Source organism: Streptomyces tirandamycinicus (assembly GCF_003097515.1).
Classification (GTDB): domain Bacteria; phylum Actinomycetota; class Actinomycetes; order Streptomycetales; family Streptomycetaceae; genus Streptomyces; species Streptomyces tirandamycinicus.
In genome coordinates, this window is the sequence record NZ_CP029188.1 from 2,957,286 (window position 1) to 2,972,657 (window position 15,372).

11 protein-coding genes are annotated in these 15,372 nt (G+C 73.1%); 3 read left to right on the plus strand and 8 right to left on the minus strand.

Annotation, left to right across the window (positions count from 1 at the left end; genetic code table 11):
* Nucleotides 1-186: 186 nt before the first annotated feature.
* From DDW44_RS13035 to DDW44_RS13065, 7 genes are all read right to left on the minus strand, one after another.
* On the minus strand, nt 187-1,629 hold the full coding sequence (locus DDW44_RS13035; protein WP_108908825.1) for an aldehyde dehydrogenase family protein: 1,443 nt from the start codon (nt 1,627-1,629) through the stop codon (nt 187-189).
* A 107-nt stretch (nt 1,630-1,736) separates the two neighbouring features.
* Nucleotides 1,737-3,476, minus strand: a complete 1,740-nt coding sequence (locus tag DDW44_RS13040; protein WP_027732108.1) for an N-acyl-D-amino-acid deacylase family protein — start codon at nt 3,474-3,476, stop codon at nt 1,737-1,739.
* A gap of 440 nt (nt 3,477-3,916) precedes the next feature.
* Nucleotides 3,917-5,035 (minus strand): LLM class flavin-dependent oxidoreductase, encoded by a 1,119-nt coding sequence (locus tag DDW44_RS13045; protein ID WP_108906531.1) that lies wholly within the window; start codon nt 5,033-5,035, stop codon nt 3,917-3,919.
* A 116-nt stretch (nt 5,036-5,151) separates the two neighbouring features.
* Nucleotides 5,152-5,916: an SDR family NAD(P)-dependent oxidoreductase gene (locus tag DDW44_RS13050; RefSeq protein ID WP_108906532.1), complete on the minus strand. Its 765-nt coding sequence runs from the start codon at nt 5,914-5,916 to the stop codon at nt 5,152-5,154.
* Between the two features lie 3 nt (nt 5,917-5,919).
* Complete coding sequence (locus DDW44_RS13055; RefSeq protein WP_108906533.1) at nt 5,920-6,849, minus strand: LLM class F420-dependent oxidoreductase; 930 nt, start codon at nt 6,847-6,849, stop codon at nt 5,920-5,922.
* A 337-nt stretch (nt 6,850-7,186) separates the two neighbouring features.
* Nucleotides 7,187-7,600, minus strand: a complete 414-nt coding sequence (locus DDW44_RS13060) for a PaaI family thioesterase (protein ID WP_017945605.1) — start codon at nt 7,598-7,600, stop codon at nt 7,187-7,189.
* Between the two features lie 79 nt (nt 7,601-7,679).
* Nucleotides 7,680-8,900 carry an amidohydrolase family protein gene (locus DDW44_RS13065; protein WP_018889654.1) on the minus strand — a complete coding sequence of 407 codons (1,221 nt, stop codon included), beginning with the start codon at nt 8,898-8,900 and terminating at the stop codon, nt 7,680-7,682.
* A 196-nt stretch (nt 8,901-9,096) separates the two neighbouring features.
* On the opposite strand from DDW44_RS13065, the gene afsR reads away from it, so the two are divergent.
* A complete protein-coding gene (gene afsR / locus DDW44_RS13070; RefSeq protein ID WP_108906534.1) occupies nt 9,097-12,060 on the plus strand; it encodes an SARP-family global regulator AfsR in 2,964 nt (987 codons plus the stop codon).
* 201 nt (nt 12,061-12,261) lie between these two features.
* Complete coding sequence (locus DDW44_RS13075) at nt 12,262-12,501, plus strand: hypothetical protein (RefSeq protein ID WP_018889652.1); 240 nt, start codon at nt 12,262-12,264, stop codon at nt 12,499-12,501.
* Between the two features lie 64 nt (nt 12,502-12,565).
* Here the strand turns inward: DDW44_RS13075 and DDW44_RS13080 are convergent, their stop codons facing one another.
* A complete protein-coding gene (locus DDW44_RS13080) occupies nt 12,566-14,137 on the minus strand; it encodes a FadD3 family acyl-CoA ligase (RefSeq protein ID WP_108906535.1) in 1,572 nt (523 codons plus the stop codon).
* Nucleotides 14,138-14,225: 88 nt separating this feature from the next.
* Here DDW44_RS13080 and DDW44_RS13085 point away from each other — a divergent pair, with 88 nt between their 5' ends.
* Entirely contained in the window at nt 14,226-15,371 is a 1,146-nt protein-coding gene (locus tag DDW44_RS13085; protein WP_108906536.1) for a lipid-transfer protein, read from the plus strand.
* The last annotated feature ends 1 nt before the right edge of the window (nt 15,372 follow it).

Consider the following 15,372-nt stretch of genomic DNA (forward strand, 5'->3'; position numbering starts at 1 on the left):
TGCCCGTTTCCAAAATTTCCCGTGACCTACGTCTCCCCCAACCGGCCGGCTCACCTGCCGGGCCGCTCACCTGCCGGGCCGCTCAGCCGCGGCCCGCCCCCGCCGCGGCCCGTTCGCCTGCCGTCCCGTCCGCCGTTCGCCCGCCGCTCGCCTGCTGGGCCGTCCGCCGCTCACCCACCGGGCCGCTCACCCGCCCGGCCACACGATCGCCTGCAGTTCGCTGTACGCGTGCAGCGCGTAGGAGCCCACGTCCCGCCCCACTCCGCTCTTCCTGAAACCGCCGAACGGCGCCTCCATGTTCCGGCCCACCGTGTTGACGCCGACCCCGCCCGCCCGCAGCCGCCGCGCGACCCGGAACGCCCGGGCCACGTCACCCGACCAGACGTAGTCGATCAGGCCGTAGTCGCTGTCGTTGGCCAGCGCCACCCCCTCCTCCTCGTCGTCGAACGGCACCACGACCACCACGGGACCGAAGATCTCCTCCCGGACGACCCGCATGCCGTTGCCGCAGTCCGCGAGCAGCGCCGGGGCGACATAGAAGCCGCGCGCCATGCCGGGCCGCTCCCCGCCGGTCACCAGGCGCGCGCCCTCCTTCCTGCCCAGCTCGATGTACGCCTCGACGCGATCCCGGTGGGCGGCGGAGATCACCGGGCCGACCACGGTCTCCCGATCCGCCGGGTCGCCGACCTTCAGCCCGGCCGCGAACGCGCCGAGCCGCTCGACCAGCCGGTCGTACACCCCGCGCTGGGCCAGCACCCGGGTCGGCGCGGTGCAGATCTGGCCGCTGTAGAAGGCGAACGTGGTACCGATGCCCAGCACCGCGGAGTCCAGGTCGGCGTCGTCGAAGACCAGCGCGGCGCCCTTGCCGCCCAGCTCCATCAACTGCCGCTTCACGCTCCGCCCGCACACCTCTCCGATGCGCTGCCCCACGGCCGTGGAACCGGTGAAGCTGACCATGTCGACGTCGGGCGAGTCCACGGCCGCCTCCCCCACCTCCGCCCGGGAGCCGCTCACCACGTTGACGACTCCCGGCGGGGCGCCGGCCTCCGCGAGCGCCTCCGCCATCCGGTACACCGACAGGGGGTCCTGCGGCGCGGGCTTCACCACGACTGTGTTGCCCATCGCGAGGGCCGGGGCGACCTTGCCCGCCGGGTTCGCCCAGGGGTTGTTGTACGAGGTGACGCAGGTGACCACGCCGACCGGGCGGCGCGCGGCGAGCGCGCCGAAGACACCCGCCCGGCCCATCGGCCCGGCCTCGACGACCTGCGGCGGCAGGCCCCGCTCGACCGGCTCCAGCGCGCCCCTGGCATACCTGCGGAACCGGGACACCCCCACCCCGACCTGCATGGCCCGCGCGGTACCGGCGGTGGCGCCGGTCTCGGCCCGGGCGAGTTCCGCGTACGCCTCGAACTCCCGGCGGATGACGGCGGCGGCCCGGTCCAGGATCGCCGCCCGCTCCTCGGGGGCCGTGCGCGACCACGCCTCGAACGCGTCCCGCGCCTCCGCGGCCGCCTCGTACACCTGGTCCCGGCTCGCCTCGGGGGCGAGACCGACGACCTCCTCCGTGGCCGGGTTCACCACCTCGTAGTGGCCGCGGTCCGGCTCGACCCACTCCCCTCCGATGAACAGCCGCTGTGCGGCAAGCCGCCGGGGCCCGGACCGGCGTGACGTGGACCGACTCGGCGTGGCGGACCGCTGAGGCACGGCGGATCCTCGCGACGTGGCCGGCTGGCGCGTCACTTGGTGCTCACCGTCCTGGTGTCGCGGCCCGAGCGCAGCACCCGGCCCGGCAGGGCGCCGGTCACCCGGTCCTCGCGGATGACCTCGACCCCGTTGACCCGCACGGACACCACTCCCTCCGCGCGCGAGTCGAGCCGCGGGCTTTCGCCGGGCAGGTCGTGGACGAGGGTCGCCGGTCCGGCGTCGATCCGCTCCGGGTCGAACAGGACCAGGTCCGCGTGGTGGCCCTCGGCGACCCGGCCCCGCTCGCGCAGCCCGAACAGCCGCGCCGGATCGTCGGTCAGCATCCGCACCGCCTCCTCCAGCGGCACGAGCTTCCGGCCGCGCAGGCAGTCGCCGAGGAACCTGGTCGTGTACGGCGCCCCGCACATCCGGTCCAGGTGCGCGCCCGCGTCGGAGCCGCCGAGCAGGACGTCCTCGTGCCGCCAGGTCTCCGCCCGCAGCGCCCAGCTGGCCGGGTCGTTGTCGGCGGGCATCGGCCACAGGACCGTGCGAAGGGAGTCGTTGGCGCAGATCTCCACCAGGCACTGGAAGGCGCCCTCGCCGCGCTCCGCGGCGATGTCGGCCACGACACGTCCGGTGAGGCCGTCGTTCGCGGCGGAGTAGGTGTCGCCGATGACGTACCGGTCGAAGTCGGCGAGCCTGCGGAAGACGCCCGCCTCCGGTGACCGGGCGCGGCGCAGCATCTCCGCGCGGACGTCCGGGTCGCGGAGCTCGGCGATCCGCTCCGGGACGGGCAGACCGAGGACGGCGCCCCAGCCGGGGATGAGGTTGAGGGCGCAGAAGGTGCCCAGGGACATGTTCATCGGGGTGAGGATGGGCATGGTGAGGGCGACGATCCGGCCACCGGCCCGGCGGGCCCGTTCGCTCGGCACGAGCTGGCGGGGGACGCGCTCGGGGACGGCGGCGTCGACGGTGAGCACGTTCCAGTTGAGCGGCCGGCCCGCGGCGGCGCTCATCTCGACGAGCAGGTCGATCTCCTCGTCGGCGAACCGGTCGAGGCACCCGGCGACGATGGCCTCGAGCTGGGTGCCCTCGTGCTCGCCGACGGCGCGGGAGAGCGCGACGAGTTCGGCGGGCTCCGCGTGCCGGGAGGCGACCGGGTCGCCGTCGCCGTCGGTGTGGGTGGACGACTGGGTGGTGGACAGTCCCCAGGCACCGGCGTCCATGGCGTCCCGCAGGAGCGCGGTCATCTGACGGAGCTGCTCCCCGGTGGGCCGGCCGCCGGTCGCGGCCGGGCCCATGACGTGCCGGCGCAGGGCGCAGTGGCCCACCATGAAGCCGGCGTTGACGGCGATACGGCCGTCGAGCGCGTCCAGGTACTCCCCGAAGGTGTGCCAGTCCCAGGGCGCACCCTCCTCGAGGGCGACCAGGGACATGCCCTCGACCTTGGACATCATCCGCCGCGTGTAGTCGGCGTCCTCGGGACGGTCGGGGTTGAGCGGCGCGAGGGTGAACCCGCAGTTGCCGCCGGCGACCGTGGTCACGCCGTGGTTCAGGGACGGGGTGGCGTACGGGTCCCAGAACAGCTGGGCGTCGTAGTGCGTGTGCGGGTCGACGAAACCGGGGGCGAGGACCAGTCCGGTCGCGTCCTCGGTGGTACGGGCACCCTCGGTGACGGTGCCGGGTCCGGCGACGACGGCGACGCGGCCGTCGCGGATGCCGACGTCGGCGGTGCGGGCGGGGGCGCCGGTGCCGTCGACGAGCGTCGCGCGCGTGATGAGGTGGTCGAGCATGGTCGTCCCTTCGCGTGCGGGTGCCGGGGGTTGCGCCGGGTGGACGGACGGGCGGGGCGCCGGGGGCGGAGCAGTACGGGTACGGGTACGGAGACGGAGACGGTCAAGGGAGCGGGACGGGGACGGGGACAGGAGCGGACGGACCGGGGACGGGAGCGGACGGACCGGGGACGAGAATGGGTACGGGTACGGGTACGGAGACGGTCAAGGGAGCGGGGAGCGGTACGGGAACGGGTGGGGCCCGATCGGGGGTGCTGCGGCCGGCCGCGGCCGCGCAACCCTCCGACCGGGCCGGATGCGGGAGGCGGCCCGGGATGCCACCGCCCGCGGTCCCGCGCCTGCCCCGGCCCGCCCGGGTCCGGCGCGGACCCTGGCCGGCCCTGGCCGGACCCGGTCCGGGACCCGGCCGGGGAGAGGGCCGGCCGGGCCTCGGTCTCCGGTCACGCGGCCTCGCGGAAGCGCGTCGTACGGTGGATGGGATCGGTGTCGATCTTCGGGATGACGTGTTCGCCGACCAGGCGGATCGTCCGGAGGGTGTCCTCCCTGGAGATCCCGATGGGCAGGCCGAACGACAACTGGTCCGCGCCCGCCTGCTCCCACCGCTTGCACTGCGCCAGCACCTCGTCCGGGTCGCCGCAGATCAGCAGCTCCTCCCGGATGAGGAGTTCGATGAGTTCCTCGTCGTACTCCGGCAGGGTCTCGGGCCACACCGGGAAGCCCTCGGGCCGCGGGAAGGTGTCGTGGTAGCGGAAGACCAGTGACTGCAGGTAGTGCAGACCGCCGGCCGCCGCCGTGCGCACCGCCTCCGCGTGGGTGGGGGCGCAGACGGCGGTGGAGGTCACCATCACGTTGTCGTTGACGTAGTCGCCGATGGGCTCGGCCTCGCGGATCGCGGTCTTGTACTGCTCCAGTACCCACTCCATGTCGGAGACCTTCTGGACGCTGAAGCCCAGCACCCCGAGCCCCTTGCGGGCCGCCATGGCGTAGGAGGGCGGGGATCCGGCCGCGTACCACATGGGCGGGTGGGACTTCCCGTAGGGCTTGGGCAGCACCTTGCGCGGGGGCAGGGACCAGTGCTTGCCCCGGAAGCCCTGGTACTCCTCCTGGAGCCACATCTTGGGGAACTCGGCGATGGTCTCCTCCCATATCTCCTTGGTGTGGTTCATGTCGGTGATGCCCGGGAGGAAGCCGAGGATCTCGTGCGAGCCGGCCCCGCGCCCGGAGCCGAACTCATGGCGGCCCTCGCTGAGGTGGTCGAGCATGGCGACCTTCTCGGCGACCTTGACGGGGTGGTTGACCTGGGCCAGCGGGTTGAAGATGCCCGAGCCGAGATGGATGCGCTCGGTGGCGTGGGCGAGGTAGCCGAGGAAGACGTCGTTGGCGGAGAGGTGCGAGTACTCCTCGAGGAAGTGGTGCTCCGAGGCCCAGGCGTACTTGAAGCCGGACTTGTCCGCCTGGATGACGTACTCGGTCTCCTCCATCAGCGCCCGGTGCTCGGCGAGCGGGTCGGTCTCGGCGCGCTTGCCGACGTAACCCTGAACAAAGAGGCCGAATTCCACGGGGGTTCACCGTCCCGTTCCTGCTTTTCTGACACACCGTCAGATTCGTTGAGGCCGACTGTTCCACCGCGCGTCCGGGGCGTCAAGAGAGCGGCGGCACCTCATCTGACACTGCGTCAGATGAGGTGCCAGGAGACGTTCACACCGGCCAGCCAGCCGCCGTCGACGACGAAGGGCTGGCCGGAGATGTACGAGGAGTCGTCGCAGGACAGGAACAGCGCCAGCCGCGCGACCTCCTCCGGCCGCCCGACCCTCCCGAGTGGCACGAGCCGCCGGTACAGACCGTCCAGCGCCTCCGGGTCCGCGCCGTCCGGGTTGCTCATCGGGGTGTCCACCGCGCCCGGGCACACCGCGTTGACCCGGATCCGCCGCGCGGCGAGCTCGATGGCGGCCACCCGGGTCAGACCGAGGATCGCGTGCTTGGTCGCGGCGTACGCGCCCACGTGCGACATGCCCGTGAGCGCCGTGTACGAGGCGGTGTTGACGATCGTGCCGCCGCCCGCGGCCGCGATCTCCGGCGCGACGGTCTTGATCCCCAGGAACACGCCGACCTGGTTGACTCGGACGATCTGCTGGAACTCCTCCAGGGGCGTGCTGACCAGTTCGTTGAAGCGCAGGATGCCCGCGTTGTTGACCAGGCCGTCGACACGGCCGAAGGCGTCCCTGGCGGCCGCGACGGCGGCGGCCCACTCGTCCTCGTCGCCGACGTCGAGATGGACGTACAGACCCCCGACCTCCTCGGCGACCGCCTCGCCGCGGTCGTCGAGGACGTCCGCGAGGACGACCCGGGCACCCTCCGCGCCGAAGAGCCGCGCCGCCGCCTCGCCCTGCCCCCGGGCCGCACCCGTGACGATGATGACGCGCCCGTCCAGCTTCCCCATGCCCTACCCCTCACATCCGAGTCGCGGAGCCACCTCGGCGGCGAAGGCCGCCATCTGGTCGGTGAGTTCACTGCGGCTCCGGCTGCGGAACCGCACCTGGATCTGGTCCACGCCCATGGCGCCGTACTCGCGCAGCGACTCTGCGAGCACCTCGGGCTCACCGGTCAGCGTGCGCCGGCCGGTGTCCCAGCCGGCGCGGCCGACGTACAGGGGCTCGGTGATCGCCCCCACCACGAGCGGGTCCTCGACCCCGGCCTTCTCGCGCAGCGTGCGCAGCCGGGCGATCTGCCGGGGCAGACGGTCGCGTGGATCGCCCTGCGGCAGCCAGCCGTCCCCTTTGAGGGCGGCCCGGCGCACGGCGGCCGGCGAGGAACCGCCGACCCACACCGGCACCCGGGCCTGGACGGGCCGCGGTCTCTGCCCGAGCCCCTCGAAGGCGAACCGCTTCCCGGCGAAACTCGGGAACTCCTCCGGTCCGAGCGCCACCCTGAGCGCGTCGATGGTCTCGTCGAGCAGGGCGCCGCGCGACGCGAAGTCGGCGCCGAGCGCCTCGAACTCCTCGCGCACATGCCCCGCGCCGACCCCGAGGACCAGCCGCCCACCGGACAGGTGGTCGAGGGTCGCGTACTGCTTGGCGGTTACCAGCGGATGGCGCAGCCCGACGACCGCGACATGGCTGAGCAGCCGCACCCGCTCGGTCGCCGCGGCCAGGAAGGACAGCGTGGCGACGGGGTCGTACCAGACGGTGGACATGGCCCCGGCTAGGCGCTGCGGGATCGCGACGTGGTCGCAGACGGCGATGTAGGCGAAGCCGGCCCGGTCGGCGGTGCGGGCGATCGCCAGCAGATCGTCCGGGCCCGCGGCGGCCTCCCAGCACTCGGCGAAGACGGTGCTCTGCGACTGAACCGGGAGCTGCATCCCGTACACCACCATGTTCCGGTCCCTTCGCCAACTGATCTGACGGTTCGTCATGTCAAGTGGTTCTTCATGTTCTTGGCTGGGGCCTGATCGGGCAAGGGGGTGTGCGGGAGCGCCGCTCGGGGCGGCCGGGGCGGGGCTGTAGGGGCGGGGGGCCGTCCACGGGCAGCCGGAGGCCGCGGGGGGGCGTGGGCGCGAGGGGTGCGTGCACGGGTGCGTGCACGGGGTGCGCGCCCCCGGGACGCTGCGGTGCCCCCGGGGAGCGCGGGCGCGCGCAGGCCCCCGGCGCGGGAGAGCGCGGCGGACGACCGGGGGCTCCGGTGCCGCGTCAGGCAAACCCTGCCTGCCGCGGCTAGCCGAGCAGCGCGTAGACGGTCGAGGCGCGGGCGGCGGGCTCGTCGGCGCCGTGTGCCGTCATCGTGATGTCGGCGAAAGCCATCCGCCTGCCCAGCTTGGAGATCCGGGCGTCGACGAGTACGTCCGCGCCGGTCACCGCCCGCTGGAAGGCCGTCGACTGCTGGACCGTCGTCATGGGGACGAAGCCGCCCCGGGCCGCGGACACGGCGATCACGGTGGCCGTGTCGGCCGCCGCCATCAGCGCCTGGCCGGACAGGGCTCCACCCTCCCGGGCGAGCCGGCCGGTCCACGGCAGGCGGAGCACGGCGTGCAGCCCGCCCGTCTCGACGACGGTCAGACCGAGGTCGAGCACCCAGGGTGCGAAGTTGTCGGCGAGGATCTTGTCGGCTTCGGCCGGAGTGAGCGTCATGTGCCGATGGTGACGGCGGTCACGGGCGGATGTCCACGACACCGGCCGCGAGGACCGCCGGCCGTCCGGCGGGGGCGGCTCACGGCCCGGCCCAGAGCCCGTCCTCCGTCAGCCCCAGCAGTTCGATCGCGTTCCCGCGCACGATCCGCTCCACCACGTCGGCGGGCAGGTGCCCCATCTGCGCCTCGCCCACCTCGCGGGACCTGGGCCAGGTGGAGTCCGAGTGCGGGTAGTCCGTCTCGTACAGGACGTTCCCGACGCCGATCGCGTCCAGGTTCCGCAGGCCGAAGGCGTCGTCGAAGAAGCAGCCGTGGACGTGCTCGGCGAACAGCTCCGACGGCGGCCGCCGCACCTTGTCCGCGACGCCGCCCCAGCCGCGGTTCTCCTCCCACACCACGTCCGCGCGCTCCAGGATGTAGGGGATCCAGCCGATCTGGCCTTCGGCGTACATCACCCGGAGGTTCGGGAAGCGCTCGAACTTGCCGCTCATCAGCCAGTCGACCATCGAGAAGCAGCAGTTGGCGAAGGTGATGGTGGAGCCGACGGCGGGCGGGGCGTCGGCGGACGTCGACGGCATCCGGGAGGAGGAGCCGATGTGCATCGCCACGACCGTCCCGGTCTCGTCGCACGCCGCCAGGAACGGGTCCCACGCGCCGGTGTGGACGGACGGCAGGCCGAGGTGCGGGGGTATCTCCGAGAACGCCACCGCCCGGACCCCGCGGGCCGCGTTCCGCCGCACCTCGGCGGCGGCGAGCTCGGCGTCCCACAGCGGGATCAGGGTGAGCGGGATCAGCCGGCCACGCGCCTCGGGCCCGCACCACTCCTCCACCATCCAGTCGTTGTAGGCGCGCACGCAGAGCAGCCCGAGCTCACGGTCCTTCGCCTCGGTGAACGTCTGTCCGCAGAACCGCGGGAACGTGGGGAAGCACAGCGCGGACTGGACGTGGTTGACGTCCATGTCCGCCAGCCGGTCCGCCACTCCGTACGAGCCGGGCCGCATCTGCTCGTACGTGATGACCTCGAGCCTGATCTCGTCGCGGTCGTAGCCGACGGCGGTGTCGAGCCGGGTCAGCGGACGGTGCAGGTCCCCGTACACCCACCAGTCCCCGACCGGCCCCTCGTCGCCCGGCGCGCCCATGACGGGTGCGAACCTGCCGCCGAGGAAGGTCATTTCCTTCAGCGGCGCACGGACGACGCGGGGGCCGCTGTCCCGGTACTTCGACGGGAGCCGGTCCCGCCAGACGCCGGGGGGCTCCACCGTGTGGTCGTCCACCGAGATGATCTCCGGGAAGGTCTCCATGCCTCCCACGGTAGCGCCGATCTGACGAACCGTCAGCTACGCGTCGCAGGCGAACCGGCAGATCCTGTGCAGAGCATCACCCCTTGCTGACGCACCAGGCCCCCACAAGGCAGACTGTCCGGGCAGACTGTCCGGGGCGGACCCGCGACACGAACGCGACGACGCGGGACGAAGGCGGTACCGGCAGGGGGTAGCGATGCACCGCGAGGACGAGCCCTCCGCACAGCCAGACATTCCGGAGCCGCGGACTCCGGGCCCGGCGGACAACGACGGGCAGCTCCGCTTCAGCGTGCTCGGCCCCGTCCGCGCCTGGCACCGCGGACAGGCCCTGCCCACCGGCTCACCCCAGCAGCGCGCCCTCCTGGCCGCGCTCCTCCTCCGCGAGGGCCGCACCGCCACCTCCGCCGAACTCATCGACGCCATCTGGGGCGAGGACCCGCCCTCCCAGGCCCTCGCCGCCGTACGCACCTACGCCTCGCGGCTGCGCAAGATCCTCGAACCCGGCGTCCTGATCAGCGAGTCCGGCGGCTACGCCGTCCGCATCCCCGCCGAGGCCCTCGACCTCCGCGTCGCCCGGGACCTCGTGTCGGAAGCCGACAAGGCCCGCGCCGGCGGCGACCGGCGCCAGGCCCGCGCCCTGGTCGGCACCTCCCTCGGCCTCTGGGACGGCGAACCCCTCGCCTCCGTCCCCGGCCCCTACGCCGAGACCGAGCGCACCCGCCTGGAGGAATGGCGCCTCCAGCTCCTCGAGACCCGCCTCGAACTCGACCTCGACCTCGGCTGCCACGCCGAAGCCGTCTCCGAACTCACCGCCCTCACCGCCGCCCACCCCCTGCGCGAGCGCCTGCGCGAACTCCTCATGCTCGCCCTCTACCGCAGCGGCCGCCAGGCCGAGGCACTCGCCGTCTACGCCGACACCCGGCGGCTCCTCGCCGACGAACTCGGCGTCGACCCCCGCCCCGAACTCTCCGCCCTCCAGCAGCGCATCCTGCGGGCCGACACCGAACTCGCCCGCCCCGCAGAACCGGCCGCACCCACCGCGCCCCAGCCCGCACGGCCCGCCCAGCTCCCCGCCACCGTGCCCGACTTCACCGGCCGCGCCTCCTTCGTCCGCGAACTCGGCCACCGCCTCGCCTCCGCCGAAGGCACCGTCATGGCCGTCTCCGCCCTCGCCGGCATCGGCGGCGTCGGCAAGACCACCCTCGCCGTCCACGTCGCACACGAGGCCAAGCCCCACTTCCCCGACGGCCAGCTCTACGTCGACCTCCAGGGCGCCGGCGCCCGCGCCGCCGAACCCGAAACCGTCCTCGGCGCCTTCCTCCGCGCCCTCGGCACCGCCGACACCGCCATCCCCGACACCCTCGACGAACGCGCCGCCCTCTTCCGCTCCCTCCTCGACGGCCGCCGCGTCCTCGTCCTCCTCGACAACGCCCGCGACGCCGCACAGATCCGGCCCCTGCTGCCCGGCACCGCCGGCTGCGCCGCCCTGGTCACCAGCCGCGTCCGCATGGTCGACCTCGCCGGAGCCCACCTGGTCGACCTCGACGTGATGTCACCCGACGAAGCCCTTCAGCTCTTCACCCGCATCGTCGGCGACGAACGCGTCACCGCCGAACGCGAAGCGGCCCTCGACGTCGTCGCCGCCTGCGGCTTCCTGCCCCTCGCCATCCGCATCGCCGCGTCCCGCCTCGCCGCACGCCGCACCTGGACCGTCTCCGTCCTCGCCGCCAAACTCGCCGACGAACGCCGGCGCCTCGACGAACTCCAGGCCGGCGACCTCGCCGTCAAGGCCACCTTCGAACTCGGCTACGGCCAGCTCGAACCCGCCCAGGCCCGCGCCTTCCGCCTGCTCGGACTCGCCGACGGCCCCGACATCTCCCTCACCGCCGCCGCGGCCGCCCTCGGACTCCCCGAACACGACGCCGAGGACCTCCTCGAAGCCCTCGTGGACACCTCGCTCCTCGAATCCGCCGCCCCCGGCCGCTACCGCTTCCACGACCTGGTCCGCCTCTACGCGCGTGCCTGCGCCGAACGCGACGAGCAGCCCCCGGCGGAACGCGAGGCGGCCCTCTCCCGCCTGCTGGACTTCTACCTCGCCACCACCGCCCGCGTGTTCGCCCTCGAACGCCCCGGCGACCGCCTCGTCGACCACCTCGCCTCCACCGTCTACCAGGGGCTGGCGTTCACCGACCGGCACGAGGCCCTCGACTGGCTCTACCGCGAGGCCAACAGCCTGCTGGCATGCGCCCGCCAGTCCTTCGTCGGCACCCGGCTGCGCCGGGCGGTGGACCTCCTGTGGGCGGCCAAGGACCTCGCCGAGTCCGGCGCCAACAGCAGGCAGTACGAATCCGCGGCCCTCGCCGCACGCGACGCCGCCCGTGCCGCGGGCGACGCCCACGCCGCGGGACGCGTGCGCACCGCCCTGACCAACGTCCACCTCGTCGCCGGGCGGTACGAGCAGGCCGACGAGGAGGCCCGCAGCGCCCGCGAACTCGCCACCCGGGCCCACGACCCGGCCCCCCTCTACTGGGCCGACAACGACCAGGGGATCGCCGCCGCCGCGACCGGCCGCTACGACGAAGCGGAACAGCACCTCGTCAACGCGGCAGCACGGGCCCGCCTCGACGGCCACCTCCCCGGCGCGGCAAGCGCTTTGTGCAACCTCTCCCGTGTCCACCTCTTCCTCGGACGCACCAACGAGGCCATCGACCTGGCCCGACAGGGCGTGGCGATCTACGACAGACTCGGACTCACCGTACGGCTCGCCAACGGACGGTACGCCCTCGGCGTCGCCCTCACCGAAGCCGGCCGCACCACCGAGGCCCTGGAACAGCTCAAGGCGGCCCTCCGCATCTTCACCCAGGACCGCCAGCGGCTATGGGAAGGGACGACACACTTCCGCATCGCCCAGGCCCATCTCAAGGTCCGCCGGCCGACCCAGGCGGCACAGCACGCCGAACAAGCCCTCGCCAGCGGCTACATGGGCGGTGACCGCATGCGCGCCGGCATCCTCACCACTCTCGGAGAAGCTCTCGCCGACCTGGGTCAGAGCGACCGCGCACGCGCCTGCTGGCGCGAGGCACTCGCCCACCACGAGCAGACCGGCTCCCGCGAAGCCGAACGGCTGCGAGCCCTCCTGTCACCCGCCGCAGCCGCCTGACCTGCCCGGCCCCGCTCGTTCAGCATTCGTTTATGTCGGTACGGCAGTCTCTTCCACAACGGTCAGTCGTGTCGGGGGGCACACAGGCCACGAGGGCTCACCACTAAGGTGAGCGGTCCGAAACACCCGTTCGGCGGCCCACGGGGGAGTCGCCGAGCGGGTGTCGCACCTGATCCATCCAACGGGGAGAATCACACGCGCATGAGCACCGAGAAGAAGATCGAAGAGATCGTCGCGCTGGACAACCACCTGCCCGCCCCGCCGAAGGACGGCGGCATCACCACCCAGGACAATCACCTGCCCGGACCTCCGAAGGACGGCATGCCCGCCACGCCGGAGGACGGCACGCTGACGCCCCTGGACAACCGTCCGCCCGCCCCACCGACGGACGGCGGCATCACCACCATGGACAACCACCTGCCCGCCCCGCCCAGGCCCTGAGACCGCACCCGACGGGGCGCGGCCGCGGCGGCGCGGAGGGGGAGCCGCCGCGGCCGCGGTGCGTTCAGCGGGCGTGCGCCACGGCGCGCGCCCGCAGTTCCGTCTTCAGCACCTTCCCGCTGGCGTTCCTGGGCAGCGCCGTCACGAACTCCACCGACCTCGGCACCTTGTAGTTGGCCATCTCCCGGCGGGACCAGGCGATCAGGTCGTCCGCCGTCAGCGTGGAACCCGGCCGGCGCACCGCGTACGCCTTGCCCACCTCGCCCAGCCGCCCGTCCGGCACGCCGACCACCGCCACGTCCGCGACGTCCGGATGCAGGCCCAGGTGCTGCTCGATCTCCGCCGGATACGCGTTGAAGCCGCCCACGACGAACATGTCCTTGATCCGGTCGGTGATCCGCAGGTTCCCCGCCGCGTCGAGGACGCCCACGTCGCCCGTGTGCAGCCAGCCTTCGGCGTCGACCGCCTCCGCCGTGCCCACGGGGTCCTCGAAGTACCCCCGCATCACGTTGTGGCCGCGCACCAGGATCTCCCCGGGCTCCCCCGGTGCGGCCCGCACCCGCACCTCGGTGCCCGGAATGGCCCGCCCCGACGTCTCCGCGATCGTGGCCGGATCGTCGCCGCGGCGGCACATCGTCACGATGCCGGACGCCTCCGACAGCCCGTAGGCGGTGAGCACCGTCCCGATGCGCAACTCCTCGCGCAGCCGCTCGACCAGACGCAGCGGCACCACGGCCGCGCCCGTGACCACCAGCCGCAGCGCGGACAGGTCGTGCGCATCCCGGGCCGGGTGGTCCAGCAGGGCCTGGTGGAGCGTGGGCGGGCCCGGCAGGACGGAGATCCGCTCGGACGCGATGTTCGCCAGCACCGTGTCCGCGCTGAACACCGGCTGCGGCACCATCGTCGCGCCGGTCATCAGCGACGCGACGATCCCCGCCTTGTAGCCGAAGGTGTGGAAGAACGGGTTCACGATCAGATAGCGGTCCTCCGCGCGCAGCCCCGCCAGCTCGGCCCAGATCCCATAGCAGCGCAGCGTCTGCGCGTGGGTGATCACCGCGCCCTTCGGGGTGCCGGTGGTACCCGAGGTGAAGACGATGTCGGAGGGGGCCGACGGCTCCACCGCGTCCGCCCGGGCACGCACCCGGGACGCCGGCACCGCGTCCCCGCCGGCGAGGAAGTCCCGCCATGTCCGGTAGTCCTCGGGCGCGGCGTCCGCGAGCACCACCACCTGTTCCAGATGCGGGAGTTCGGCCTCGGCGCGCCGCAGGGAGGCGACGTAGGAGGTGCCCAGGAACGTGCCGGTGACGAACAGCAGCCTCGCCCGGGAGCGGGCCAGGACGTAGGCGGCCTCCGTGCCCTTGAAGCGGGTGTTGAGGGGCACGAGCACCGCGCCGGCCGACACCGCGCCCAGTGCCGAGACGATCCAGTCGAGGGTGTTCGGCGCCCAGACGGCGACCCGGTCTCCCGGCTCCGCGCCCGCGGCGATACAGGCGGCGGCCGCACGGTCGACGCGTTCGCCCAGCTCGGCGTAGCTCACCCGGGTGCGGCCCTCGACCACGGCCTCCCGGTCGCCGTGGCGTTCCGCGGCACTCCGTACCAGCCTCGGGATGGAGCCCCACTCCAGATCGCCGCGCATAGCCCGACCTCCCGCCGTCGCGTCCGCACAGCCGACTTAGCTGACTACTTAGCTGACTACCCGTCAGATTAGCGGTACGCTCGCCCGCATGGCGACCCTGAAGGACGCGACCGCGATAGCCGGGATCGGTCAGACCGCCTTCGCGAAGCACCTCCCCGAATCCGAGAAGACCCTGGCCTGCCGGGCGATCCTCGCGGCCCTCGACGACGCCGGGCTGGATCCCGCCGAGGTCGACGCCTTCGCCTCCTACACGATGGAGGAGACCGACGAGGTGGAGATCGCCAAGGCGATCGGCGCGGGAGACGTCACCTTCTTCAGCAAGGTCGGCTACGGCGGCGGCGGCTCCTGTGCCACCGTCGCCCACCTCGCCGCGGCCGTCGCCACCGGGCAGGCGAACGTCGGCGTCGCCTGGCGCTCCCGCAAGCGCGGCTCCGGGCCGCGCCCCTGGAAGAACACCACCGCACAGCTGCCCACCCCGGGGCAGTGGACCCGCCCGTTCGGACTGCTGCGGCCCGCCGACGAGATCGGCATGCTCACCCGGCGCTATATGCACGAGTACGGCGCCACCCGCGACCACCTCTTCAACGTGGCCCTCGCCTGCCGCAACCGCGCCAACCAGAACCCGGCGGCGATCATGTACGAGCGCCCGCTGACCCGCGAGACGTACATGACGTCACGCTGGATCAGCGAACCCCTGTGCCTCTTCGACAACTGCCTGGAGACGGACGGGGCACTGGCCTGCGTCGTCGTCGGCGCCGGGCGCGCCCGCGACTGCCGCCACCGGCCCGTGTACGTGCACTCCGTCGCCCAGGGCCTGCCCGCCCAGCACCACGGCATGGTCAACTACTGGAACGACGATCCGCTCGCCGGGCCCGCCTGGACCGCGGCCCGCCGGCTGTGGAAGACCGCCGACCTCGGGCCGCAGGACGTCGACGTCGCCCAGATCTACGACGCGTTCACCCCGCTGGTGCCGCTGTCACTGGAGGGCTACGGCTTCTGCGGGCGCGGGGAGGGCGGGCCGTTCACCGAGGGGGGCGCCCTGGAGATCGGCGGCCGGCTGCCGCTCAACACCGGCGGCGGGCTCAGCGAGGCGTACGTCCATGGTTTCAACCTGATCAACGAGGGTGTGAAGCAGCTGCGCGGTGTTTCGACGGCGCAGGTACCGGGAGCATCGACCTGCCTGGTGACGGCGGGCGAGGGCGTCCCGACTTCGGCGTTGCTTCTGAGGAGTTGAG